This window comes from Enterococcus mundtii (assembly GCF_002813755.1).
Taxonomy (GTDB): Bacteria; Bacillota; Bacilli; order Lactobacillales; family Enterococcaceae; genus Enterococcus_B; species Enterococcus_B mundtii.
On the sequence record NZ_CP018061.1, the window covers coordinates 2,147,244 to 2,172,730 of the forward strand.

28 protein-coding genes are annotated in these 25,487 nt (G+C 38.6%); 8 read left to right on the top strand and 20 right to left on the bottom strand.

Annotation, left to right across the window (positions count from 1 at the left end; genetic code table 11):
- Positions 1-10: 10 nt before the first annotated feature.
- The 8 genes from EM4838_RS10135 to ulaG all read right to left on the bottom strand — a co-directional run bounded on the left by EM4838_RS10135 (position 11) and on the right by ulaG (position 7,117).
- Complete coding sequence (locus tag EM4838_RS10135) at positions 11-679, bottom strand: ABC transporter ATP-binding protein (RefSeq protein WP_034687532.1); 669 nt, start codon at positions 677-679, stop codon at positions 11-13.
- A 15-nt stretch (positions 680-694) separates the two neighbouring features.
- Complete coding sequence (locus EM4838_RS10140; RefSeq protein ID WP_071867313.1) at positions 695-1,765, bottom strand: ABC transporter permease; 1,071 nt, start codon at positions 1,763-1,765, stop codon at positions 695-697.
- Between the two features lie 170 nt (positions 1,766-1,935).
- Entirely contained in the window at positions 1,936-2,787 is an 852-nt protein-coding gene (locus EM4838_RS10145; RefSeq protein WP_071867312.1) for an L-ribulose-5-phosphate 3-epimerase, read from the bottom strand.
- Position 2,788: 1 nt separating this feature from the next.
- The gene (locus EM4838_RS10150) at positions 2,789-3,430 is read right to left on the bottom strand and encodes a 3-keto-L-gulonate-6-phosphate decarboxylase UlaD (protein WP_019722444.1); all 642 of its coding nucleotides are present in this window, start codon (positions 3,428-3,430) and stop codon (positions 2,789-2,791) included.
- The gene (locus tag EM4838_RS10155) at positions 3,431-3,742 is read right to left on the bottom strand and encodes a PTS sugar transporter subunit IIB (protein WP_071867311.1); all 312 of its coding nucleotides are present in this window, start codon (positions 3,740-3,742) and stop codon (positions 3,431-3,433) included.
- A gap of 15 nt (positions 3,743-3,757) precedes the next feature.
- Positions 3,758-5,248: a PTS ascorbate transporter subunit IIC gene (locus EM4838_RS10160; protein WP_071867310.1), complete on the bottom strand. Its 1,491-nt coding sequence runs from the start codon at positions 5,246-5,248 to the stop codon at positions 3,758-3,760.
- Positions 5,249-5,430: 182 nt separating this feature from the next.
- Positions 5,431-5,886, bottom strand: coding sequence for a PTS sugar transporter subunit IIA (locus EM4838_RS10165; RefSeq protein ID WP_071867309.1), 456 nt, complete (start codon positions 5,884-5,886; stop codon positions 5,431-5,433).
- 169 nt (positions 5,887-6,055) lie between these two features.
- Complete coding sequence (gene ulaG / locus EM4838_RS10170; protein WP_071867308.1) at positions 6,056-7,117, bottom strand: L-ascorbate 6-phosphate lactonase; 1,062 nt, start codon at positions 7,115-7,117, stop codon at positions 6,056-6,058.
- Positions 7,118-7,287: 170 nt separating this feature from the next.
- On the opposite strand from ulaG, the gene EM4838_RS10175 reads away from it, so the two are divergent.
- Together EM4838_RS10175 and EM4838_RS10180 are read left to right on the top strand one after the other, a co-directional pair.
- On the top strand, positions 7,288-8,055 hold the full coding sequence (locus EM4838_RS10175; RefSeq protein ID WP_071867307.1) for a DeoR/GlpR family DNA-binding transcription regulator: 768 nt from the start codon (positions 7,288-7,290) through the stop codon (positions 8,053-8,055).
- Positions 8,056-8,297: 242 nt separating this feature from the next.
- Positions 8,298-9,401, top strand: a complete 1,104-nt coding sequence (locus EM4838_RS10180) for an alpha-hydroxy-acid oxidizing protein (RefSeq protein WP_071867306.1) — start codon at positions 8,298-8,300, stop codon at positions 9,399-9,401.
- Positions 9,402-9,636: 235 nt separating this feature from the next.
- On the opposite strand, the gene EM4838_RS10185 is transcribed toward EM4838_RS10180, so the two are convergent.
- The gene (locus EM4838_RS10185; RefSeq protein ID WP_071867305.1) at positions 9,637-10,419 is read right to left on the bottom strand and encodes a PhzF family phenazine biosynthesis protein; all 783 of its coding nucleotides are present in this window, start codon (positions 10,417-10,419) and stop codon (positions 9,637-9,639) included.
- 7 nt (positions 10,420-10,426) lie between these two features.
- Positions 10,427-11,386 carry an ornithine cyclodeaminase family protein gene (locus tag EM4838_RS10190; protein ID WP_071867304.1) on the bottom strand — a complete coding sequence of 320 codons (960 nt, stop codon included), beginning with the start codon at positions 11,384-11,386 and terminating at the stop codon, positions 10,427-10,429.
- A gap of 94 nt (positions 11,387-11,480) precedes the next feature.
- On the opposite strand from EM4838_RS10190, the gene EM4838_RS10195 reads away from it, so the two are divergent.
- From EM4838_RS10195 to EM4838_RS10205, 3 genes are all read left to right on the top strand, one after another.
- Positions 11,481-12,875 carry an aminotransferase-like domain-containing protein gene (locus tag EM4838_RS10195; RefSeq protein ID WP_071867303.1) on the top strand — a complete coding sequence of 465 codons (1,395 nt, stop codon included), beginning with the start codon at positions 11,481-11,483 and terminating at the stop codon, positions 12,873-12,875.
- Positions 12,876-13,078: 203 nt separating this feature from the next.
- Positions 13,079-14,719, top strand: a complete 1,641-nt coding sequence (locus tag EM4838_RS10200; RefSeq protein WP_071867302.1) for a malolactic enzyme — start codon at positions 13,079-13,081, stop codon at positions 14,717-14,719.
- Positions 14,720-14,982: 263 nt separating this feature from the next.
- Complete coding sequence (locus tag EM4838_RS10205) at positions 14,983-16,305, top strand: 2-hydroxycarboxylate transporter family protein (RefSeq protein WP_071867301.1); 1,323 nt, start codon at positions 14,983-14,985, stop codon at positions 16,303-16,305.
- A 62-nt stretch (positions 16,306-16,367) separates the two neighbouring features.
- Here EM4838_RS10205 and EM4838_RS10210 read toward each other — a convergent pair whose 3' ends face one another.
- From EM4838_RS10210 to EM4838_RS10240, 7 genes are all read right to left on the bottom strand, one after another.
- The gene (locus tag EM4838_RS10210; RefSeq protein WP_071867300.1) at positions 16,368-16,802 is read right to left on the bottom strand and encodes a GNAT family N-acetyltransferase; all 435 of its coding nucleotides are present in this window, start codon (positions 16,800-16,802) and stop codon (positions 16,368-16,370) included.
- Between the two features lie 151 nt (positions 16,803-16,953).
- The gene (locus EM4838_RS10215) at positions 16,954-17,259 is read right to left on the bottom strand and encodes a DUF1292 domain-containing protein (RefSeq protein ID WP_010734809.1); all 306 of its coding nucleotides are present in this window, start codon (positions 17,257-17,259) and stop codon (positions 16,954-16,956) included.
- Positions 17,260-17,280: 21 nt separating this feature from the next.
- Positions 17,281-17,712, bottom strand: a complete 432-nt coding sequence (ruvX, locus tag EM4838_RS10220) for a Holliday junction resolvase RuvX (protein ID WP_019723844.1) — start codon at positions 17,710-17,712, stop codon at positions 17,281-17,283.
- Positions 17,709-17,975 (bottom strand): IreB family regulatory phosphoprotein, encoded by a 267-nt coding sequence (locus EM4838_RS10225; protein ID WP_002290885.1) that lies wholly within the window; start codon positions 17,973-17,975, stop codon positions 17,709-17,711. The genes ruvX and EM4838_RS10225 overlap by 4 nt, the downstream gene beginning before the upstream one ends.
- Before the next feature lie 258 nt (positions 17,976-18,233).
- Positions 18,234-18,953 (bottom strand): DNA/RNA non-specific endonuclease, encoded by a 720-nt coding sequence (locus EM4838_RS10230; protein ID WP_071867299.1) that lies wholly within the window; start codon positions 18,951-18,953, stop codon positions 18,234-18,236.
- A 284-nt stretch (positions 18,954-19,237) separates the two neighbouring features.
- Entirely contained in the window at positions 19,238-19,618 is a 381-nt protein-coding gene (locus EM4838_RS10235) for a hypothetical protein (RefSeq protein WP_071867298.1), read from the bottom strand.
- Between the two features lie 3 nt (positions 19,619-19,621).
- Positions 19,622-20,011, bottom strand: a complete 390-nt coding sequence (locus EM4838_RS10240; protein WP_071867297.1) for a TetR/AcrR family transcriptional regulator — start codon at positions 20,009-20,011, stop codon at positions 19,622-19,624.
- A 224-nt stretch (positions 20,012-20,235) separates the two neighbouring features.
- On the opposite strand from EM4838_RS10240, the gene EM4838_RS10245 reads away from it, so the two are divergent.
- Together EM4838_RS10245 and EM4838_RS10250 are read left to right on the top strand one after the other, a co-directional pair.
- Positions 20,236-20,988, top strand: a complete 753-nt coding sequence (locus tag EM4838_RS10245; RefSeq protein ID WP_023520080.1) for a threonine/serine exporter family protein — start codon at positions 20,236-20,238, stop codon at positions 20,986-20,988.
- Between the two features lie 15 nt (positions 20,989-21,003).
- A complete protein-coding gene (locus tag EM4838_RS10250; protein ID WP_071867296.1) occupies positions 21,004-21,477 on the top strand; it encodes a threonine/serine exporter family protein in 474 nt (157 codons plus the stop codon).
- Between the two features lie 122 nt (positions 21,478-21,599).
- Here EM4838_RS10250 and EM4838_RS10255 read toward each other — a convergent pair whose 3' ends face one another.
- From EM4838_RS10255 to EM4838_RS10265, 3 genes are all read right to left on the bottom strand, one after another.
- Positions 21,600-22,784 (bottom strand): multidrug effflux MFS transporter, encoded by a 1,185-nt coding sequence (locus EM4838_RS10255; protein WP_071867295.1) that lies wholly within the window; start codon positions 22,782-22,784, stop codon positions 21,600-21,602.
- Positions 22,785-23,073: 289 nt separating this feature from the next.
- Complete coding sequence (locus EM4838_RS10260; protein ID WP_062804858.1) at positions 23,074-23,913, bottom strand: TIGR03943 family putative permease subunit; 840 nt, start codon at positions 23,911-23,913, stop codon at positions 23,074-23,076.
- A 10-nt stretch (positions 23,914-23,923) separates the two neighbouring features.
- Complete coding sequence (locus EM4838_RS10265) at positions 23,924-24,847, bottom strand: permease (protein WP_071867294.1); 924 nt, start codon at positions 24,845-24,847, stop codon at positions 23,924-23,926.
- A 278-nt stretch (positions 24,848-25,125) separates the two neighbouring features.
- On the opposite strand from EM4838_RS10265, the gene EM4838_RS10270 reads away from it, so the two are divergent.
- Positions 25,126-25,476: a thioredoxin family protein gene (locus EM4838_RS10270; RefSeq protein ID WP_071867293.1), complete on the top strand. Its 351-nt coding sequence runs from the start codon at positions 25,126-25,128 to the stop codon at positions 25,474-25,476.
- Positions 25,477-25,487 lie beyond the last annotated feature (11 nt).

The window sequence follows — 25,487 nt, forward strand, 5'->3', positions numbered from 1 at the left end:
ACCCTCTGACTTATTTTTTTTCCCGGAAGACACCATCTTCTATCATAAATACTTTATCACATCTGTCAATAAGTCGGGTATCATGAGTGACCATTATGATTGCTTTATTTTTTTCCTTGGATTCTTTCGCTAAAATATCTACGACTTCTACTGCTTTTTCTGAATCCAAACTAGCTGTTGGCTCATCTGCCAAAATAATCGAAGGATCGTTATATAGCGCTCGAGCAATTGCCACTCTTTGTCGTTCCCCACCCGAAAGATCTTCTGGATACTTATTAAGGAGTTTATCCACACCAAGTTGTTGGAATAATTCTTTCGCCTCCTCTTGTCGATTTTCATGCTTGATCTTATCGACCAATACTAATTGTTTTTTGACGGTCAAAAATGGAACTAGATTGGAAGCTTGAAGAATAAATCCAATTTCCTTGAACCGTAATTTTACTCGTTTTTTCTCCGGTTGTTCACTAAAATCTTCTCCATTGATTTTGACAGTTCCTTTATTTGGTGTCTGTAAACCGCCTGCAATCGTTAAGAAGGTACTCTTTCCAGAACCAGATGGTCCAATGATTGCGACAAACTCCCCTTTATCAACACTGACATTTGTTTTTTTCAATGCTTGAACGGTTTGATCACCATCTTTAAAACTTTTTTCAACATCTATAAATTCAATTGCTTTCATTTCCCATTCTCCTTTCTATCCGATTGCTTTTAATGGATCAATTTTTACGATCGTTCTAACAGAGAAGAGAGCCCCTAAAATAGCAACGATCAACATCATCACACTAATCACACCGAAAAACAACCAGTTACTTTGGAACGGGACAGCATCTGGTAGAACAAGTGAAGTAACGAATGTTCCAAACAATCCAAGAGCAACACCGAAAAATGAAAGTAAGAACGTTTGTGCAACTACTGAACGTGCAATAAATCCACCAGTCACTCCTTGGGCTTTCAGTACACCAAAAATATTGATTTTTTGCATAGTCAATACATAGATGAAAATACCGATCACGATCGCTGCAATTACGATCAAGAAGCCAATCATGAAACCAAATGTCAATACTTGTGCATTGTATCCTGGTAGTTCATTGATGAATGTCGAAATACTGATTTTCTCTAAATCATCCGGTAAACTCTCCACATCTCCTCGCACGACCACTGCATTGATACGAGCGTTATCAGTTGCGTCCTGTTTCTCAAACCGTATCTCTTGGTACGCATTGATCGTTGTATAAACGACAGGAGAGACATTGAATTTGGCATTCTCCGTAAATCCAGTCAATTTAAATGTCTTGTCACTTCCTGATAATTTGATCGTATCTCCAATGTCCAAGCCATATTCTTCTTTTAAACTGATATCACCGACTGCTTCATCGTTTGACTGGAATTCTTCTCCTTCCACGATATTCGGCATGATGAATTGGTTTTGATCGATTCCAAAAAAACTAACATTGACTTTATCAGCATCTGGACGATCTGGACTCGTGACTACTCCAGGTGTTTGAGCTAAATAAGCTACTTGATCACCTTTCACTTCTTCTGCCATCTTTTTCGTGATCATCGACATCCCTAAGTTTGTATTGGCGTCTTTTGATAAAACAATGGTATCTGCCTCCCATTTATCTACAGCAGTTCGATTGTCTTGTGCCAACCCATAGGCTAATCCTGTCAAAAAAAAGACAAGGTACGCAATTAGAAACATGACGCCTGTCACTAAGGCATAGCGTAATTTTGAATGAATGATTTCATTTAATGCTAAAAACATAAAATTCCCCCTAAAAATTTATCAACTGATAAATATATCTTATCACTTGATAAATTTTCAGAGGAATAATCTGCTCAGAATAATCAATAAAAGAGAAAACAATTGAGTTGATCACATTCAATAAGGAATATTTCAATCGTTTGTTTACATATTCCACCAAAAAAGTAAGATTAAAATCCCGATTCTTTTAACTTTGGCAATAGATAATCTTTCGCCTGTAAGATTTGACTTTCATAATCCTGATCCTGACCACTCCACATTTCAATCAAGAATGGCCCTTCATAATTTACACGTTTCAATGTTTTAAATAATCCAGAAAAATCCACACAACCTTGACCGAACGGAACGTCTCTGAACTTACCTTTACTACTTGCTGTTACGGGTTGCGTATCTTTTAGGTGGATCGAAGTAATATATTCGATGCCTTGTTCAAGTTCAATCGCCACATTATTTTCTGGCCACGCTGATAGATTTCCTAAGTCAGGATACACTTGTAAATAAGGAGAAGGGAGTTGTTTTTTTATCTCCATGAATTTACGAATGGAATTCATAAATGGGTCATCCATGACTTCAATCGACAAGATTATCCCAAACTGTGCTGCCTCCTTGATACTGGCACGCAATCCTCTGATAAATGCTTCTCTTGTCTCTATTGATTTTTTTTCATAGTATACATCGTATCCCGCCACTTGTATGATCCTGATGCCTAACCGATACGCAAGTTGTATTGCCTTTTTCATCATACATAAGGCTTTTTCTTGTTTTTTGATATCTACTGAGCCGAATGGAAAACGCCGATGTCCACTCAAACAAAGGGAATGGATAGCAATCCCCGAAGACGCAATCGCTTCCTTTAACTCAGCGATTTGTTCATTCGTCCAATCTAAACGAGCCAATCGTTCCTCGCTTTCGTCAATCGATAATTCCAGAAAATCAAACCCCAATTCTTTTACTGCATCTAACCGCTCTTGCCACGACCATCCGCTAGGTAGTGCCTTTTCATAAAGTCCGATTCTCGCCATCTCATTCTCCCCACAGTCGCTTGATCTCATTTTGGAATGCTTGGGCTTGTATGATCGGATCTGCACATGCCGTCAATCCTCGACCGACAATAAAATGAAAGATCGGCATCCCTTGGAACAAGGCTAACGTTGAAATTGACAGCCCACCAGTTACTGATACTTGAAAACCTAAATCGATCAATTGTTGGACGAGCTTCAGATCCTTTTCTCCCCAAACTTCCCCAGCTAACAAAGCATCCCTACTCTGGTGATAGACGACTTGAGAAATCCCAATTTCTCGCCATTTTTTTGCTTGTTCCATCGTCCATTCTCCGTATAATTCTACTTGAAGCGCTTTGACTTTCTTTTGTGCGGCTTGCATGGTAGCAAGGGAGGCACAGCAGATCACTGTCATAAAATCTGCCCCAGCCTGCGCGACATTCCCAGCCACAGTTTCTCCTGCGTCGGCGCATTTTGTATCCGCAACGATCGTTTTTTCTGGAAACATTTTTCTCATACATTCGATTGGTTTGCTTCCTTCTTGAAGACAAAGAATGGTGCCTACTTCGATCACATCGACGATTTCTCCAATTTTTTTCACATCTGCCAACGCAGACGCTAACGTGTTATGATCCAGAGCAATTTGTAGTTTTGGTCGTTTCATCTAATTCTCCTTTGATTTCAATTCTTTGTACAATGTTGTTTCTTTGAATTTCTCACAGATCTCAGTAGGTGACATCACATTTTTGATCCCCACGACCGTCACACCTCGCTCAATTGCTTGCATGAACATCGGCATAAAATTGAGTGGCGTAAAGACAACATCATATTGACTTGCCGAACTTTTACCTTCAGAGATCGGGCAATGATGGATTTTACTCACTGTAATATTTAATTCTCTCATTGCCTTTTCTACACTACGCATCATCATTAAACTTGTACCAGAACCATTGGCACATGAAACTAAAATTCTCATTTACTTTCCCTCCTATTAATTACTGTCTCCAAACTTCTCTTTATATTTTTGATAATCCTCAACAATCAAAAAATATCCTTCTGGATTTTTTCGATATTGTAGTTGCGGAATTAGCAACAAACCGACGACCACTAGTGCAACACCTACATAACCAAAAAATTTCATCAAAACAGTAAAGATTGGCCAAGCAGTCGCCCAATCAAACATACCAATGTACCCTCCGTAACTAGACAACCCGATCCATGTCGCAAAGATTGCAGAACCACCGACTTGGATCAGTCCAGATAAGAAAGGGAACAAACATGCTGCCTTGAACCCACCACGATTATTAGAGAACACAGCGATGACCGCATTATCAAAAAATAGTGGGATAAATCCAGCGATCACGATCGTTGGTGATCGGAAGACGATCAATAAGATGATCATCAAGAATTGTCCTAATGCCCCAAATAAAAATCCGATCGTGACTGCATTTGGTGATCCGAAGCCAAAAGTTGCAGCCACATCGATCCCTGGCACAGCTCCTGGTAAAATAGTATTTGAGATTCCTTGGAAAGATTGTGTCAACTCGTCCACAAAGGTTCGGACACCAAGTTGTAAAATAGCTAAATACACAGCAAAGTTCAAAGAAGTGGTCAGTACGTAGAATACAAAACTTTGTCCTGCCACCATAAATTCTGCCTCAATCAAATACTCCTGTCCTAATACTAATAAGATGATGCCAAAGAAGAACAGCATCAATAACGAAGTCGCCACCATATTTTCGTTGAAAATGGATAAGAACCCCGGAAGCTCCATATCTTCAAGCTTTTTATCGGCTTTTCTATTCCCACTTTTTTTACGACTACTCTTTTGCCACCACTTCGCTAAGGTAGAAAATAGGTACACCCCAAACATCTGTTGGTGCGCAATCGCAAAACCAGCTCCGTCTGTCAATTCTTGTGTCACACCAACAGTTAAATTAGAAGCAACTGCCCAGTAACACCCTAAAATGATTCCCATAAATACTAATACTTCTACTCTTCCTAATTCAGGAAAACAGAAAAGTAAGATCCAAAAAGCTGTAGCTGCTTGCTGGATCTGGACATTTCCTGTCGTAAAAACAGCTCGCAACTTCGTATATTTTTGGAAACGAACTAACAGGATATTCAACACAAATGCAATCAATAATAAAATCATCACATCACTGAATGTTCGCCCAAAAGTCTCCATCAATCCTGCATCTACAGCATTTTGACCAAAGTAGGGATCAGTCACCATCGCCTCAAGATCAAAACGATCCTTTAAACCAACTAAGATCGGTCGGAAATTGTTCACCAATCCACCTGAACCAACAGCTAAAATCAGATAACCTACAGTGGCTTTCAAAAATCCAGCTATACATTCGTATAATGGTCGGCCAAGAAGTACATACCCTAATAAAACGATCGAACCGATCAAATAAGCCGGCTGTGTTAAAATATTTGTCGCAAAATACGTCCATATCTCCATCAAGATAGCTCCCATATTTTTCCGTTACCAAAAACCAGAACAAATCATCAAACGATGCTAGATATCATAGTTTTCATGTAAACGGACTCCCTCCCTTACATCGTATTTTTTAGTTGATAATTTATCTTTTATATCTATTTGCTTTGTACCTAATGGTCCTCGCTGACCATACTTATCAAGCAAAAGACTGCTTCTACCTATATTGGCTCATATTTCTCCATGACCATTTGATAATCTTCGATTGTTTCTGTCGCAAGCAATTCTTCGATCAACCCGTCTTGCATCAGTAATTCTGATAATGATTGAATATTTTCTAGGTGTTGCTTTGGCTCTTTGGCTGCTAAGGTGAAGAAAAGGCTGGCAGACTTTGTCCCTTCCTCAAAAGGAACTGGCACGTTCATTTTGGTAAATGAAATCGTCGTATCAAAAACATGTGAGCCACCTTGCATGGCATGAGGCATCGCAACGTGTGGGGCGATCAGTATATATGCCCCATGTTCTTCGACATTGCGGATCATTTCTTCTACATATACATGATCAATGATTCTTTTTTCTAATAAGTGACGACTGCTCTCCTCGATTGCTACTCGCCAATCATTTATCGTAGTTTCTACATAATTGACTAAGTCATTCTCATAGAAATATCTCAACATATTTACAAACAGTATCAAGCAGGCAATCCTTTGTTTGACAATAGCGCATTCTCATCCAGAGATGACTTTGTCTTACGTTCACTTGCTTTGATACGTTCTCCCTCCTCGCTTTTGTTTTTGTTAAAAAATTCTCAGTTCAGCTGATTTATTGTCATATATCTCTTGGCTCCTACAAAAATGATGGAAACGGCGTATCATTTTCTTGGGTGAAGACGTCATGGAAGCCTCGATCGAAATTGAATGCCAAGTCTTGTCTGTTATCTGGGTACGTATACTTCCCCCCTACTTGCCAAATATAAGGGGAAAACTGATAAGCCAATCGATCTTTTTTCATGCGCCATAATTGAGTGATCTCGTTAGGATCAGCCATAAAATTTGACCAAATATCATAATGGACCGGAATCACCACTTGAGCTCTTAACGATTCTGCCATTCTCAACAAATCACTGGCGGTCATCTTATCAGTGATACCACGCGGATTTTCACCATATGCACCTAGACAAACATCGATATGATGTTCATTGCCATGTTTGGCAAAGAGGTTGGAATAATGAGAATCACCTGCATGGTAGATCGTCCCTCCGGATGTTTTGAAAAGATAATTGACAGCGATCGTATCCATTTCTTGTGGTAACTGATCTTTTAATTGCACATTAGGATCATCCTGTGTGATCAATGCCGTCCGATCAAAGGCTTCCAACGCAACGATCTCTACTTCATTGATCAAAGCGATATCACCGGGTTTGACTACTTGGGTCTTTTCTTTTGGTATCCCCCAAGAGAGCCATGTTTCCACTACTGCTTTGGGGCCAATAAATACAGCCTCCGGACAATTTTGATGAACAGCTGCGGCAGTGTGGATATCCAGATGATCAGAATGGATATGTGTTACCACTAATGCATCCACATTTTTGATTGCAAATGGATCGATCACAAAAGGTTGTGTCCGTAAATTCGGTTGCATCTTTTCTGTACCGCTCATACGCATCATCTGGTGGCCTTTTTTCATCTGTCCATTCCCGTGTGTTCGTTTTCCTGTCCCACACCATAAGTCACAAAGGATATTTGTACCTTCATGTGACTTCAGCCATATACCTGTACATCCTAGCCACCATATAGATACGCTTTTTTCTTTTACTTGTTCCATTTCGATTTCTTCGTTCAGATAGGTTCCCCATTCTGGAAAGGTCGAACGCAGCCAACCTTCTTTTGTTACTTCTGTTATATTCATGTGCCATCCTCCTCTTTATTAGGTATATACAAATGATAAAGCGCTATCAAAATGATTGGAATAGCTTTATATGACTGTTATTACTTTATGTGATCGTTTCCATTTTTTTATGCTCGTTTAGCTATAATTAGTCATATAGAGAAAAAATTGATTGAAAAGGAAGGATAACAATGAAAAATTCTCTGTTGACGATTAAAAAAAGACGTAATGAAATTCTTGATCTATTACAAAGGCACACACAAATGACCACGATTGAACTGTCTGAAAAGCTTCACGTATCACTCAGCACCATTCGTCGAGACCTTAGATTTTTAGAAGAAAAAAATGAGATTATTCGTGAACATGGCTATTGCCTTTTCAATTATGACAATCAAACAAATTTTGATCTTTCAGGACCAACGTGGATCAAACATCAAATCGCTCGTTGTGCCAGTCAATATATTGGAGACTATGCCACAGTATTTATCAATTCAAGTTCCACTGCCTTAGCTACACTCGATTATTTGGAATCGAATCATGTCACCGTCGTAACGAATAATCTAAAGGTTGTTTCTTCTGTCAGACAAGGAAATTATACGTATATTCTCACTGGTGGCGAGTTACGCGTACCGAAAGAAGTTTTGGTAGGAGATATTGCCGCTCGCACATTGGCAGATATGAATGCAGATGTCTGTATTATTGGATGTAGCGGAGTAGATTTAGAAAATGGTGTGACAACAAAAATTTTAAACGAGTCTAAAATCAACGAATGGATGATCAAAAAGAGTATCAAATGTCGTATCCTTGTTGCAGACCATCGTAAGATTGGCCGGACTTCACAGTTTAAGATTGCTGATGTCTCAGCCTTTGATTACTTGATCACTGATCAGCATTGTTCACCTAAACTTGCCAAAAAAATCGAACAACTAGGTGTCACTGTTATTCGAGTAAGTTTGTAAAAAAAAAAAGAAAATTTCGTCAAAGTTGCTAACAGATAAAAAACAGATATCATTCGGTTTTCTTCTTTTAGTCAAGTATTCAAAGCGTGACTATACTGTTGCATAGCAGTAACTCTTCGTTCGGTTATATAAAATAAAACAGATTATTTGCCTGTTTTAAAAACAAGGCGTAGTATAAAAATGTAAACGCTGACAAAAGCAACATTATTTATTGATCGATATTAAGAAAGAGGGTTTGTTTTATGGAAATGATTTATCAAGCTGGCTCACAAGAAGGGCAAATCAGTTTTATCAATACAGAAGACTTAGAAATGGCAGCAGCTCAAGTGATTCCTACTGGCGGATACGGTTATATCAGTAGTGGTGCTGGAGATCTCTTTACGTATAAAGAAAACGTGCAATCATTCAATCATCAATTGATTATTCCTCATGTTTTAAAAGACGTCGAAATTCCAGATACAACGACTTATTTTGACCAAGAAACATTGACTGCGCCAATCATCATGGCGCCTATTGCAGCTCATGGTTTAGCTCATACACATGCAGAAAAAGCTTCAGCAAAAGGAGTTGCCGATTTTCATACGATTTATACAGCGAGTTCTTACGCTTCATGCACATTAGAAGAAATCCGCGAGGCCGGTGGTCCAGACGCACCACAATGGTTCCAGTTTTACATGAGTAAAGACAATGGGATCAATTTAGATATTCTAGAGATGGCCAAACGTAATGGCGCAAAAGCAATCGTTTTGACAGCTGATGCAACCGTTGGTGGTAATCGAGAAACAGACCTTCGCAATGGTTTCACTTTTCCTTTGCCAATGCCGATCGTTCAAGCCTATCAATCAGGGGTCGGACAAACGATGGACGCAGTTTATAAGTCCTCAAAACAAAAGTTAAGTCCAAAAGATGTGGAATTTATTGCTGCTCATTCTGACTTACCCGTTTATGTTAAAGGTGTGCAATCAGAAGACGATGTTTATCGTTCATTAGATGCGGGGGCAAATGGCATCTGGGTATCGAATCATGGCGGTCGTCAATTAGATGGTGGGCCAGCAGCATTTGATTCTTTGAAATATGTAGCAGAAGCCGTCGATAAACGTGTCCCTATCGTCTTTGATAGTGGTGTTCGTCGTGGTCAGCATGTCTTTAAAGCAATTGCTTCTGGTGCCGATCTAGTCGCAATCGGTCGCCCTGCTATCTATGGTTTAGCTCTTGGTGGAAGTACTGGCATCCAACAAGTATTCGACTTCTTCAAAAAAGAACTAGAAATGGTGATGCAATTAGCTGGAACCCAAACCGTCGAAGATATCAAAAATGTGACATTACGGGAAAATCGTTTCTACTAAATCAAAAAAAACTTAAATAGAAATGACAGCTATAACCTTAGCCACTCGACACTCTTAAAACCGAATAAACAGTCAGAAAAAGTAACTCCTTCAGAAATAAGCCAGAAGCCCCAGAAATTGATACAAATTTCGGGTCTTCTGGCTTATTTAGCGGTATTGGATACTGTTATCATGCTCGCTACTTTTATAAAAAACTAAGTATACCTCTCACTATAAATGTTGTTAGAAGGATTATCTAAATATACGCTTCGCCCTTTGCAAACAACGTTGCTTCGCCACTGATCATCACGCGTTCACCTAGCCACTCGCAAGTCAAGAACCCGCCTCTGGCAGAAAGTTGTTGAGCAACCAAGTCATCCTTTCCAAGCTTTTGTGCCCAATAAGGAATCAAATTCGCATGTGCCGAGCCACATACTGGATCTTCATTGATCGTTAGTTTTGGGAAAAAGGTCCTAGAAACAAAATCTTGGTTCTTTCCTTCGGCTGTGACGATCACGCCGATCCCTTCTTCTAATTCCCTCATTGCAGTATAATCAGGCATCAGATTTGCCACTGTCTCTTCGTCTTCTAAAACAAAAAACAAGTCCCTTGCTAGATAAGCCTCTTTTATGTTTGCACCAAGCACTTGCTCGTATTCTGGTAATATAGCGATCGATTGCGGTAATATACTTGGAAAATCCATCGCATATTCCCCCTTTTTTTGTGTGACAAATAGGTGACCACTTTGCGTTGAAAATGAAATCGTGGATTCACTGATGCCATAGAAATGGAACAATACAAATGCAGTTGCTAAAGTCGCATGACCACATAAGTCGATTTCACGATCAGGAGTAAACCATCGTAACTCATAGCCCTTCTCTTTTTTTACGGTAAAGGCGGTTTCGGATAGGTTATTTTCGATGGCGATTTTTTGCATAGTATCATCAGGTAACCATTCTTCTAACACAAAGACCGCAGCAGGATTTCCTTTAAACACTTCATTAGTGAAAGCGTCAACTATATAATAGGGTAAATTCATTTATAGACTACTCCTTTACTTTTTGATAAATATATTCGGCACAACATAAATCTTCTACTGCTAAGCCAACCGCATCAAAAATCGTGATCACTCGTTCTTCTGTACGCCCTGTTTTCTGATAGGTGACTAATTCACCTAGAGAACCGAGAATGTTTGTCTGATCAATTTTTCCTTCTGATAAGGGGATCAAATAGTCGCCACTTTCCCTTTTGACCGCTTGGTAATCATCTACATACAGTTGCCCAGATGCCATCAAATCACTTGTTAATTCACGGGTATCTGGTGTAAATGTTCCGATTGCATTGATATGTGCGCCAGATTTAACCTCTTTTTTTGATAAAAAAGCATACTTACTAGGTGTTAAAGTACAGATAATATCTGCTTCCATAGTCGCGTCAGCCAATGTCGGACAATCAATAAAACGCAGTTTTGGATAATTATTTTGCTGTTCTAGAATAAATTGTTTTCGTCGTGTTTCATCTAAATCATAGACAAACACACGGTGAATCTTTCGGACACAGGTAATTGCGGCTAGATGTGAAACCGCCTGTTGCCCTGTTCCAATCAATGTGAGTGTATCTGCTGATGACTTTGCTAGGTAATCCGTGGCTAATGCTGAAACTGCTGCTGTCCGTATCCAAGTCACGGCATTCGCATCGATCATCGCGACGGGTTGTCCGTTTTTTGAATCGAAGAGTATGATTTCACCTAAATGTGAAGGTAGCTTTTGTTTGTGATTGTTGGGAAAAGCCGTGATGATTTTTGAACCAAAGTACCGGTTCCTTCCCAAATAAGCGGGCATCATCGCAAAGATATTTTGTTCCTCTCCATCTGGTAATTGTTGGACCATTCGCTTCTCTTGAGAAATCTTCCCCATTTGAAAATCTTCAAAACACTGTTCCATTACTTTGATTGCTTCTGTAAAACTAAAATGAGTGATTACTTCATGATTATCGATGATTTGCATATTTCCCCTCCTTTTTTTCTATCCTAGCGTTCAAAAACAATACATTCAATGATATAATTGTATGGAATACAATTTTTTGAAAGAAGGAACGAGCATGTCGATCAACTCTTATGAGAACTATCCACTGACTTGGCGTCCAGATAAAAAAAAGTTACATCGCCCGATTTATCAATCACTTATCACGCAGCTAGAAGCTGATATTTTATCCAATAAATTACAAAAAAATACAAGGTTGCCTTCCCAAAGAGAACTCGCTGATTTCTTAGACATCAATTTCACAACGGTTGGTCAAGCCTATAAATTGGGACTAGAAAAAGGGTTACTTTATACAAGTATCGGGAGTGGGACGTTTGTGTCCCCCAATGCGTTTACCTCCATCACTATTTCTTCTGATCAAGTACCTGATCATGTCATTGATTTTGGGTTAGTCAGTTCATTTGATGAATGCAACGAAATGATCACTCCTTTTATTCAATCTGTTTCACAAAATCATGCGACTAACGGACTTCTTAGCTACCGTGAACCTTTAGGGACAACCTATCAATTGACGATTGCTAAAAATTGGTTGGAAACACAAGGTGTCTATGCTTCAAGGGAACAAATCGCTATTGTTTCAGGTGTCCAAAATGGCTTGGCGATCACACTAGCTGCTTTGTTTTCTCCAGGAGATCGTTTGGCTGTCGATCGCTATACTTATTCGAATTTCATTGAGCTTGCGCACCTTTACCATATGGAAATCGTGCCGATTGATTTTGATATGGAGGGTATGCTTCCCGAATTGCTTGAACAAGAATGTCGGAAAAAAGAAATCCACGGGATTTTTCTGATGCCTTCTTGTAACAACCCCATTGGTTTTCAACTATCTGCAAAACGGAGGCAACAGCTAAAAGAAGTCATTGCAAGGCAACAATTGATCGTGATCGAAGACGACATCCATTCTTTTTTGACTACCTATAATCAAAAAAGAACACTACCTTCATTCCAGCAATTACTTCCTGAACAAACCATTTATCTTGCTGGAATGACCAAGTTTATCTGTGCAGGCTTGCGTGTTGCTTTTCTAGTATTTCCCGAAAAGTACAAACAAAAGATCCAACAGGCAATTTTCAACATTAATGTCAAAACCTCGAGTTTAGATGCTGAGATTGTCACACAAATCTTATGCTCAGAAACCGCACAGGACATACTCGAAACAAAATCCAACTATACAAAACAAGCAAATGAACGATTCGATACACTTTTCAACTTGCCACGACCGACCAATCCACTTCCTTTTTATCGAAATCTCCCTGTTCGAAATGATCTGTCCCCAGAAACGATCGAACAAGCTTTTTTAAATAAAGGGATTCGTGTCTATCATTCACATCGTTTTACGACCCAACCGCAGCATGATCCTTTTATTCGAATTGCTTTATCCTCTAATCCTTTGGAAGTATTAACGAAAGGGCTTGAAATCGTCAAAAAAGAAATCGTGTACTTTCAACGATGACTTATCACATAAAATCAAAATGATGCAACTCATTCTTTTTGTTTTAACTGCTCGAACCCATCGAGGAGGAACCTATTTTTGATCATAGGTTCCTCCTTTTTTCTTTTTTCATATAAATAAAATTTATCATAACTACCTATTTTGACTATAGCCCTGAGCGAACCCTATACTTCGTATGTATTAAAACTTAGGAGGAATCATTCATGCTAACAGGGTTAAACTTACTAAATAATCCATTTTTAAATAAAGGAACTGCTTTTACAAAAGAAGAACGTAAAAAATACGGAATTGCCGGAATGCTTCCTAGCACAGTCCAAACATTAGAACAACAATCTGTGCAAGCATATGGCCAATACCTAAGCAAACAAACTGATTTAGAAAAACGTATTTTCTTAATGAACTTATTCAATACAAACCGCACACTTTTCTATAAATTGATGGGACAACATTTAGTAGAATTTATGCCAGTAGTATATGATCCAGTAGTCGCAGATGCCATCGAACAATACAATGAAATTTTCTTAAAACCACAAGATGCTGCATTTCTTTCGATCGACGAACCAGAATTGATCAAAGAAAGCTTGAAAAATGCCGCAGCTGGTCGTGATATCCGTTTGATCGTTGTCACAGATGCAGAAGGAATCCTTGGTATGGGTGACTGGGGAGTCAATGGTGTTGACATCGCGATCGGAAAACTAATGGTTTATACAGCTGCTGCTGGTATCAATCCAGCGCAAGTATTACCTGTATCGATCGATGCTGGTACAAACAATGAAGAATTATTGAATAATCCGTTATATCTAGGAAACAAACATGCGCGTGTCGAAGGTGATTCTTACTATGAATTCATCGACCAATTTGTATCATCCGCTACAGAACTATTTCCTGAACTATTGTTACACTGGGAAGACTTTGGTCGTGGCAATGCCGCAACGATCTTAGAAAAATATGAAGACAAAATCACAACATTCAATGATGACATCCAAGGAACAGGAATCGTCGTACTAGCTGGTGTACTCGGCGGATTGAATATTTCTGGTGAAGCCTTGAAAGATCAAACAATCCTAACATTTGGAGCTGGAACAGCTGGAGTCGGTATCGCTAATATCTTATTAGATGAAATGATCCGTCAAGGTGTGCCGGAAGAAGAAGCTCGTAAACACTTCTATCAAGTGGATAAACAAGGACTATTATTCGAAGATACTGAAGGCTTGACGCCTGGACAAATTCCTTTTGCACGTAAACGTTCAGAATTTGCTAATAGTGAAGAATTGACTAATTTAGAAGCAGTTGTCAAAGCAATTCACCCCACAATCATGATCGGTACATCTACTCAACCAGGAGCATTCACAGAAGAAATCGTCAAAGAAATCGCTAGCCATACACCACGACCAATCATCATGCCTTTGTCTAACCCAACAAAATTAGCAGAAGCAAAAGCTAAAGATTTGATTGAATGGACAGATGGAAAAGCATTAGTTGGAACAGGTATCCCTGCGGATGATGTGGAATACAATGGCGTGACTTATCAAATCGGACAAGCAAACAACGCATTGATGTATCCAGGATTAGGACTTGGTTTGATTGCTTCAACAGCTACTCGTGTGAACGCTGAGATCATCTCACAAGCAAGTCGAGCATTAGGTGGGATCGTTGATGTCACAAAACCAGGGGCAGCTATTTTACCACCTGTTGCAAGAATCACTGAATTCTCACAAACGATTGCTGAAACAGTCGCTCAATCCGTCGTGGATCAACAATTGAATCGTGAAGAAATCACTGACATCAAAGCAGCTGTCGAAGCAGCTAAATGGGTGCCTGAATATCAAGATTTAGAAGCTTAACTCACGCTCGTCTCTTTTACAACAACTCGTTACTAAAACAGTTCTGAGCACAACGAGACTTAAAGTAAAAATTACGCATGATAAACATCGAAGCCTTGGACCATTCGTTCACCGAGAAATAGGAAAACCAACTATTTTCAACGAATTGATCCAAGGGGTGTTTTTTGCCAAGAAATACTGGAGTCGGTTGAAGAATAGCTTTAAATTATTTTTCAACTAATAGGGAACTCCTCTTACGTTAATCAAGGAAAGGATCTGTAAGAATGTTACATCAAGAACAAACGACTTCTACAGTCGCTAAGACAAACAAAGAAGGTTTTTGGGAAACAAAAATCAGTGGAGTCAGTTTACCTATCTATTTGATCATGGTTCTCGTGTTGATCATTGCGATGGCATTAGGTAAATTACCAACAAATATGATCGGGCCAATCGCTATCCTCGTCATTTTTGGGAATCTTTTCCATTTTATCGGGACAAAAATCCCAATCGTCAAAAGTTATTTAGGTGGTGGCTCTGTTTTTGCGATCTTCGCTTCCGCAGCTATCGCAACCTTTGGTATTTTACCTGATTATGTCGTGAAATCAACTGAAAACTTTGTCAATAATATGGGCTTTTTAGACTTTTATATCGCTGCTTTGATTACCGGAAGTATTCTAGGAATGAACCGCAAATTATTGATGAAAGCTTCCGTTCGTTTTATCCCTGTTGCACTTATTTCTATGGTTGTTTCATTTTTTGCAGTTGGACTAGTGGGAATGTTGATTGGTAATGGTTTCGCTAATTCCGTATTATACATCTCTTTACCTGCCATGGCTGGTGGTGTAGGTGCTGGTGCTGTTCCACTATCAACTATTTATGCAAACGTCCTAGGAACAGACGCTTCTGCTATTATTTCACGTTTGATTCCCGCAACTGCAATGACAAATGTCCTTGCCATTATCGGTGCCGCTTTAGTCGCTCGCGCTGGACAATCCATGCCAAAATTGAATGGTAATGGGAAACTGATGGAAAAAGGCGATCTAGGCGACGGCAAACCACGCAATGTAAAACCTTCTATCCCTCAATTAGGTGTTGGTTTGATGGTGTCGATCACCTTCTTTATTCTTGGACAAATCGGTAATTACTTTGTACCAAAAGTTCATGCGTATGCTTTTATGATCATTATCGTAGTCATTTGTAAAATCACCAATATTCTTCCTGAATATTATGAAGACGCAGCGATCATGTTCAATAACTTGATTGTTAAAAATTTAACAGCAGCTGTTTTAGCGGGTATCGGGATTGCCTTATTGAACTTGAATGTTTTAGCCTCTGCTTTAACATGGCAATTCGTCGTACTTTGCTTGACAAGTGTCATCGTCATCTCTCTTGTATCTGCTTTTGTCGGTCGTCTATTCGGACTTTATCCGATCGAATCAACGATCACAGCAGGACTATGTAACAATTCAATGGGTGGTACAGGAAATGTTGCCGTCTTATCCGCAGCAAACCGCATGGAATTGATTGCTTTTGCTCAAATGGGCAATCGGTTAGGCGGAGCGATCGTCTTGATCATTTCAGGATTTTTGATGCAACTATTCTCTTAATTCGAATAAATGTAAAAAAACTTCTCGATTCTTATTCGAGAAGTTTTTTTGTACGATGACATTCATGATTCCTTTAGAAATTGTTTTTGCCATTTGGTTGAATGATAGCCGATACGTTCATAAAAACGGTGTGCCTCGTTGCGATGTTCGCCAGAGTTTAGTCGAACACCAAAATAGCCACGTTCTGTTCCTTCCTTCTCGACACTCTCCATCAATCGTCTGCCAATTCCTTGATATTGGACTTTTGAAGAAACCGCTAATGCTAGAATATTGAACAACGTTGGACTTAACAATGTTTCATACTTTTGCGCATGGACATATCCTAATACTTTCTTCGTCCCTTCTTCCTCATAAACATCGACGACATAGATCTCTGGTTGTGCCAAGATGCATTCTAATTGCTTCGTCATTTCCGAAAGTGGTATCTCATACCCTAATTCTTCCTTATTTAGCTTGTTTATGGTTTCTGCATCCTCCACACGAGCAGTTCTTATCATTTTGTTCTTCCTTTCTTCTCTAATTTTATGTACTAAGACAAGGATAGCATGGTTTTTTCTATGGAAATAAACCTTGGTCAATTTCTTGATCAAAAGAATGATAAAAAAAGGAGAAACCTTGGCATTTCAAGGTTTCTCCACTATTTTAATACTATTCTTCTTCTTCCGCCATGAATGTATTGAAGACCTCTTCGATCATATCCCATTCAGCATCTGTTTCGATTTGTTCTAATTCGCCTTCTGTTCCGTCTTCGTTTTCAACATAGGCATAGGCTTGTAATTCTACATCTTCATCTTCCGGTACGCCGGCTGGATAAAGCAATACGTAGTTACGACCAAATTCTTCTTGGCCATCGACTGTTAACAAGATTTCGTATAATGTTTCATTTCCTTGATCATCGACCAATGTGATATGTTCATGTCCTTCATGATCATGTGTATGATTGTGTTCTGCCATTAGAACCCCTCTTTTCATTTTTTAAAATAGTTGTTTTCCCGAACCATCTAAATAATTTTGTAAAATCATCACCGCAGCAAGCTTGTCGATGACTTTTTTTCTTTTTGCTCTTGACGTATTCGCTTGTTCGACCAACATACGTTCTGCTTGTACGGTAGTCAGTCGTTCGTCTTGATAGTCGACTGGTAGAGAAAACATTTCTTTGATCTTTTCTCCGTAAGCCATTGAGCTTTCTGCTCTAGGACCGATTGAATTATTCATGTTTTTCGGCAAGCCTACAACAAAACGATCTACTTCGTACTGTTTGACCAGTTCTGCCAGTCGCTCAAATCCAAATTCTTCTTTGTCTTCATCGATACGAATGATCTCTACGCCTTGTGCAGTCCAGCCAAAAGGATCACTAACAGCGACACCTACAGTCTTTGAGCCGACATCCAAGCCCATCACTCTCATAGATTCACTCCATGATTTGAGAGATAGTCTTTGACGATCACTTCCATGATTTCATCGCGTTCATGACGACGGATCAGATTCCTTGCATCACGATAACGAGGAATGTAGGCCGGGTCTCCAGAAAGCAAGTAGCCCACAATCTGGTTGATTGGATTGTAGCCTTTTTCTTCCAAAGCCCGATAAACGATCGCTAATGTTTCGCTGACTTCTTTTTTACGACTATCATCAAAACCAAAACGTACGGTTTCATCTGTAAAACCCATGATTCTACACCTCTTTCCGCAGGGTAGTCAAATTACCCTCTACACCCTTTATTTTACTCGAAATGTGGTAAAACTACAAATAAATATTCCAACTTCGCTAGAAATATAAAAATAATAATGATTTCTTATTTGATTGTATTGATTCCAACATTTATGAGTACACTTTCTTACAGTATACGTGATATTTAATGAAAAATAAGTCTTTTCTCTGTTTTTTCAAAAAATTCACAAAATATTCAAATAACTAACGCACATAGATCATGTTTTCTTTGCTTGTCCCGTTTGATAGTTGATCGTATAACCGTCTTGCACATTATAGATAAACACATTGAACGAGATTTGGTTATCTTCAATGCTTTGGGCTTCTAACTGAACACCTCGTGCTACTAGTTCTTCCCCTTCAAAATGTGGTGTTACCCGATAGCGAACGTGATGATTGGTTTCTTTGATGTATGCTGCAATATCGTTTTCATGTGCCAGCATATGAGGTGTATTCAACGAACGAGTCCCTGTCATCAAATTTTTGATGTTATTGTTTTGACCAGTTAGCTGAAAACCTATCAAGTGGCTTCGATTGTAAAGCCATTGTCCGTCACTCAATTTTTTTTGTTTCCAACCTGTAGGATCGATATAAAGGGACTCACGTTTTTCTTTAGGGAACATCTCTTTTCCTAACATGGCATTGGCTTGGCCTACACGATTCAGTCGATCGATATCGGAATAACTTTCCCATGTTCCTTTATCTAAGCTCAGTTCTTCTTTTGTAAAAGTCGGCTTATTTTGATTGATTTCGATTTCTTGGTGCGTGCCGTCGTATTCAGGAAGATTTGCCACTTGTGAGACTTGAGGTTTTGCATCAAATAGACCTGTCAGTTGTTGAACGAGATCAGAGTCTTTTTGCGTCGTTGAAATCCCTAATGCACCAGCTAAAAGAGCAACTGCGACACCTATGATTGTTTTGGTTGTTTTTTTGTTCATGTATCTACTCCTTTATTCAGTCGAACTCCATAAATCTTAACATACGTTCCCCTTTTTTTAAATAAAGAAGTATTTAAATTCTTTCAACAATTCCTTCTTCAAAAATTATATACGCATTTTCAGTCTAGTTCCTAAAATAAACAACCTAAATTTCCACGTGAAAGGAAATCTAGGTTGTTACTAAAACTTCATCAATTGATTCGATTGATCTTCTTGTCTATTCTATCACCAGGTGAATACGTTTTTTTGATAGGACAATTAGGTGCTCAACATCGATTCTTCTTTCAAGTTTCTTTTACAAAACTTGCTTTGTTCATAGCCTGTTCGATCATCGCAACTGTTGCTTCTGGGTCTTCTACTCCAATGATGAGACGATTGAATTCTTCATCTTTTAGTGTGATAACGACTGCGTTTTCTTTTCTTTTGAGGTCATAAAATACCTTGTTTGAATCTTGGACGAATGTTCCGGCAAAATAATATCCATAGGCATCAACTCCCATTCTTTTTTCGCCAAATTTCGGTGTATCTTCCCAGACATCGGCATCCACAGTTGCGCCTAATACATTGGATAATGGTGTGGATATTTCATTTTTCAATGCCCACAGTTTTCGTACGCCCTCCATACTGATGATCAATCGATCATTTTGGATTTCAACTTTAGCCATTTTCTACTTCCCCCTGTCTGTAAGATTCCCTCGACGCATGATTCGATCAGCAATGATCGTTTCAATCGAACCTTCGTTTTTCTCTTCCAAAGCGGTGATTACCTTCTGTGCGACTTTCTTTACTTCGTTGTCATCTGCCGTACGTTCTAATAATGCGATGATCAATAAATCAATCAATAACCCATTATCGGTCACTCCCTCTTCAGCTATATAGTTAAAGCAAGTCGTAAATAAACCAGCTTTACTATAATAAGCAGAGTATAAACTTCCTCGAAGCAAGCCAGTCGCTTTTACCAATTGACTGATCGACGTCCCTGCATACCCATTTTTGGCAAATATTTTTGCCGATTCTAGTAAAACTTTCTCTTCATTAAATTCTCTCGTTCTTCCCATAACTTAATTATGCCACATTATTGAACGATTGGTCAACAATTAATCAAAAAGCTTGATTTATCCTAACTGATGACTTAACACTTGGCTCTCTTCTGCATTGCTCTCACTTGGATCTTATTTTACCTTTCACTGCTTATTTTTGAGATTCAAGTTTTCTTTTTATACGTTTTCCAATTTGTTTGTAGTAAAATAAATACAAGAAAACAACTATTGGAGAAAATGCCATGCCAGAAAGAGATTTAGATTTATTGCTTAATACCTGTTTATTGGCGGGAAAAATAATGACAGAAAGTAATGCAGAGATGTACCGTGTAGAAGATACGATGAGTCGGATCGCTTCTGCTTCTGGAAATTATCGCTTAGTTAGCTACGTGACCCAAACAGGACTATTTATCGGATTTGATCGGACTTCGACGATCCGCATGGAACAAATCACTAATCGAACGATCAATTTAGAAAGAGTAGTCAAGGTCAATAACCTTTCAAGAAAATATGTTGCCAATGAATTGACTTTGGAAGAACTATATAGCGCATTACAAGAAGTCGAGAAAGATCGACGGATGTTCCCAGTATGGCTACAAATCATCAGCGCTGCTATCATTAGTGGGACGATCATGATTTTATTTGGTGGCGAATTGAAAGATTTACCGATCACATTGTCGATCGGGGGAGTGGGCTACATTGTTTATCTTTGCAGTTTACGTTTTTTTAGAATCAAGTTTTTAGCTGAATTCCTCTCCTCTTTGATTATCGGTATTGCCGCTATTTTAAGCGTGCGTTTAGGAATCGGTCTCAATCAGGATTTGATCATCATTGGTTGTGTCATGCCGTTGGTTCCTGGTGTTCAAATCACCAACGCGATTCGTGATCTATTAGCGGGGCACTACGTTTCTGGTGTTTCTCGTGGAGCAGAAGCGATGATGACTGCAGCGATGATTGGTTTTGCAATCGCCTTTATCTTTCAAATCTTCTACTAAGAAAGGACTTTAGCCATGTGGCATGTATTGATTCAATTTTCTTTTAGCTTTTTAGCGACCGCTGCTTTTGCAATCATCACTAATGTGCCAAGGAAAGCCTTAGTTTGGTGTGGTTTAGCTGGTGCCGTAGGTTGGATGATCTATTGGTTGTGTCTAGCTATGGGTGGCGGTGCAGCTTTAGGTTCATTACTAGGTTCATTAGGCGTTGCTTTTGCTAGTGATCTTTTTTCTAAGCAACTAAAAATGCCCGTCACGATTTTCAATATCCCCGGTATGGTACCACTGGTTCCTGGAGGCTTAGCCTATCAAGCTGTTCGCAGTTTAGTTACAGGTACTTATCAAGATGCGGCATTTTTCACGGTTCAAGCAATCATGATTGCTGGAGCGATTGCCTTAGGTCTAGTGATATCAGAAGTATTCAACCACAATATCCGTAGTTTTAAACTGAAACGTGAAGCGATTGTATTGAAGAGAAGAAAGAAAAAATAACTGTATCACCTCTTTATAAAAAAGAAGCGAGAATGGGACATTATCCCTCTCGCTTCTTTTCTATTGTTTTTGTGAGTAAAATTGCCTGATTATCTTCTCTTTATCTTTTTTACTGCTCTCTTTTATTTTGCGATTTTTATACAGCAATAGGCACCAATCAACAAAACTCCACTAAATAATGGGAATACAATAATTGATCCTGTATGCAAGAGACTGATTAGAAATGTACAGCCACTAACAATCAAATAGTAACCTAAGCTTAAAAATGCACCAGCTGTTCCGGCTACTTCTGAAAATTTGACTAAAGCTAAGCTCAAACAGTTTGGTAATGCCATACCAATACCTGTTAGCAATAAAAAGATACCAGTGATATAAATCGTAAGTTGTATAATAAGTGTCATCGGTAGTAAAGAACTTCCACAAAGTATTAATATACCTATAAATGAGAGTCTAATACCGTCAGTAATAATCTTTTGGGGATCCTTATTTTTCAGTGCTCGATTTGACATCCAAGCACCTAAGATTGCAGCAGAAGCCACTACACATCCCATAAATCCATACTGACTTTGACTAAAACGAAAAGTTTCGATAAAAATCGTCGGTGCTTCTGCATGGTAGCTAAATAAAATTCCGTTAAATAAACCGATCAACAGACCAAATGAAGCAGTATATCGGTTTAGTAGCATATCTTTTCCTATTATCATGATCGTTTTTATTGAGAATTTTGTCGAATCCATCAAATGTGTTTCTGGTAAACTTTTTAAGCTCCAAAATAACAGCACCATGCCCATAATCACTAAAAATAAAAAGACTGCACGAAATCCCGAATACTCTCCAAGAAATCCACCGACTAATGGTCCAATAGCTGGTGAAAATGCTAATGCCGCTGAAATTTTAGCAAACAACTGATGACGCTTATTTCCTTCATAGTTGTCACGTAAAATCGTTTGTGTCGTAACTGACCCGGTACTTGCTCCAAAAGCTTGTACAAAGCGACCGATAAAAAGTATTAGCGCTTCTTGTGACATCAAGCAAATGAATGAACCAAGAATGTATATTACTATACCAGCATTCATTGCCTTACGTCGTCCGATAAAATCTGAACTTATACCCCAAAAAAATACGCCAAGTGCAAAAGCGAGAAAGTAAATACTTAACGTCATTTGTGCTAAGTTAAGAGATATACGATAATTTCTCGCAATCTCTGTTAAAGATGGTGTATAAATGGTCTCACTAATTTGTGGAAATCCCACAAGACAAATGAGTAATCCTAAATTAATCTTTTTTGTTTTGATGTTTTTTTCCATAGTAAAACTCCTAATTATTTAAAATCTTAGAAAAAAACATCCTTTGATGGGAAATGGTGGAATCATGATTTTTATCCATTGGTAAAAATTCATAGGTTCACCTCTTTCATAAATATTATTAAATTGAACGAAAAGCCACAATATGACCTCATTCATTCCAAACAAAAAAATCGTTCTCTTGTTCGATTGACATTGTACCTTAAAAAATCCGAACAATAAACAACTATCGTTATCTTATTGTCAATTTTTTGTAAAAAATAAAGAAATCCATTGTTTTTATTAAATTTTATTAAAATGCACGATACACATATTGATTTTCAGGAGCAGTGATTTTTTCTACTTTCGTCACTACGACTGAAGGAATCTCTCGCTTGAAAGGTTGATAAAAATCGGTTTGGATCGTCCCTTCTACTTTGTACCAGTCATCATTTTTCACAGTCATTCCTTCTGGCAGATGCGTCAACAATCCAAAAACCCCGGAATCGGCAACACAGTGGATGATCCCAAATCGAAAGAGAAAAGTATCAGTAGCCTTATCATTTTTCGACTGATAGATAAAGCCTTCGTAAGAGACTTTCTTACCAATGAATTCACTTGGATAGTTATAGATCAATTCCATGATCTCTAAATAATTATCGTCTGTGATCGCAATCGTTTGTTCATCTTCGTATTTATCTTTTAACTCATTCATTTGATCTTGATAGTCGGATTTATTGAAATAAATACTCGTATCTGGTTTCAAATATTGCGTTTGCACTTGTGGATCACCGACAGATTCTTTGCTTAGTGGAAAGTTGAACCCTTTCGCTTCGACGATCGTTGTGTTTAAACTAACTGTCGGAAACAGTGTTCCTACAACGATCGGCAAGGCTAATAAGAGATAAGCAATCCATCGCTGATAGGGTTTTGATAATCCGTGATCATGAGAATCATGGGACTCATGGACTCCTTTTTTCCCATCTGCTTTTACCCAAAGATACAACTGAACTAAGGCTAGTAAGGCAGATAAAACCATGGATAATACTGCCAAATAACGATAATGGACATTGATGTATTGATCTAAACGCCCTGAAACTTGAAGATACATCATCATTTCAAAATAACCAGATAAAATCAAAAATCGCAGCATGTTTCTCCTCCTAAATAAATAGTGTAAAGCCGATAACACTTAAGGCGATCAGCCCGATCAATGAAACAATGAAGCGTGTGTTGAAGTAACGTTTCATCATCAATAAGTTTTTGATATCCACCATTGGTCCAAACACTAAGAAAGCAACAACTGGTGCTGTTCCAAAAAGACTTAACAAAGAGGAACCAATAAACGCATCCGCTTCGGAACAAAGAGACATCGTGAATGCCAATACTAGCATGATCAAAATGGCTAATAGCTTTGTCGAACCTAACGTCAACATCACTCTCGTAGGTAAATAGGTTTGCATCCCTGCAGCAATCAAACCGCCAATGATCAAATAGCGGCCCGTATCGAAGAACTCATCAATCGAGTGAGTCAAGACATGGAGGATTCGATGTCCCCATTTCTGTGGTGCGATTGCTTCCTCTTCCTCATGCTCATGTGTATGGGAGTTAGGCTCAACCATCGCTGAATCAAATGAAGACTTTAAGATTGTGCCTTTTTGGATATAGGCCAACCAGACACCTACGATCAGTGCGACAATAAAACTTCCTAACATACGCAACCCCGCCATTTTCCAAGTATTGCCAAATGCTATAAAAGTTGAAAAGATCACGACAGGATTAATGATTGGCGCAGTGAGCATAAACGCAAATGCTGTGTGGACAGGAACCCCTTTTTTTACAAACTGATGAACGATTGGAACGATCCCACATTCACATGAAGGAAAGAAAAAACCTAGAATAGACCCAACAATAATCGATAAAAAGCGATTTTTAGGTAACCATCGTTTGACACGTTCGGGGGTCAAAAATACTTGTAAAGCACCTGAGATGATACATCCCAATAAAACAAACGGCAAGGCTTCGATAACGATTGATAAAAAAATCGTTCCCATCTGCAATACCGAATTTGGAATAAACGAAAACATATAATTTCTCCTTGTCATTTGAACTTCATTCGCCCATCAATATACGCTTTTCTTCAATAAAATACAAGAAAGCTTAAATTTTTTTCATAAGTTTAAGAAATCAAAAAAAGCTTTTTTATTGACATCTACGTCAGATGGATTTATTTTTAGCACAGCTAAGATGAAGATTCAGGTAAAAATAAGAGAGTCATTTGCCTATTTTCTATCTGTATACGACTGAATACTTTTTCACCATCGAATTAGCGATGTGCTAAAAGCAACCTTAAGGAGTTATCACCATGAAAGAAACCCATGATTTAACTGAAGTCTTAAAAACTATCCAAGAAGAACCGACTGTCGTGCTTGCGATTTCTACACCCGATTGTAGTGTTTGTCATGCAGTAGTGCCAAAATTGGAACAATTATTGACTCATTATACTTTCCCAGCGTATCATTTAGATGCCTTCGAGATGCCGGAAGTAGCTGGCACATTCCAAGCATTTACTGCACCAGTGATCTTGCTCTTCCATTTTGGAAAAGAAGTCGAGCGACAAGCCCGCTTTATTCAATTTGAACAACTGACAAAGCGTTTAGATCAATTAAATGAATCAACTGATCAAATCAGCTACGATACTTTATTTGATCACTAGAAAAAAGAGCG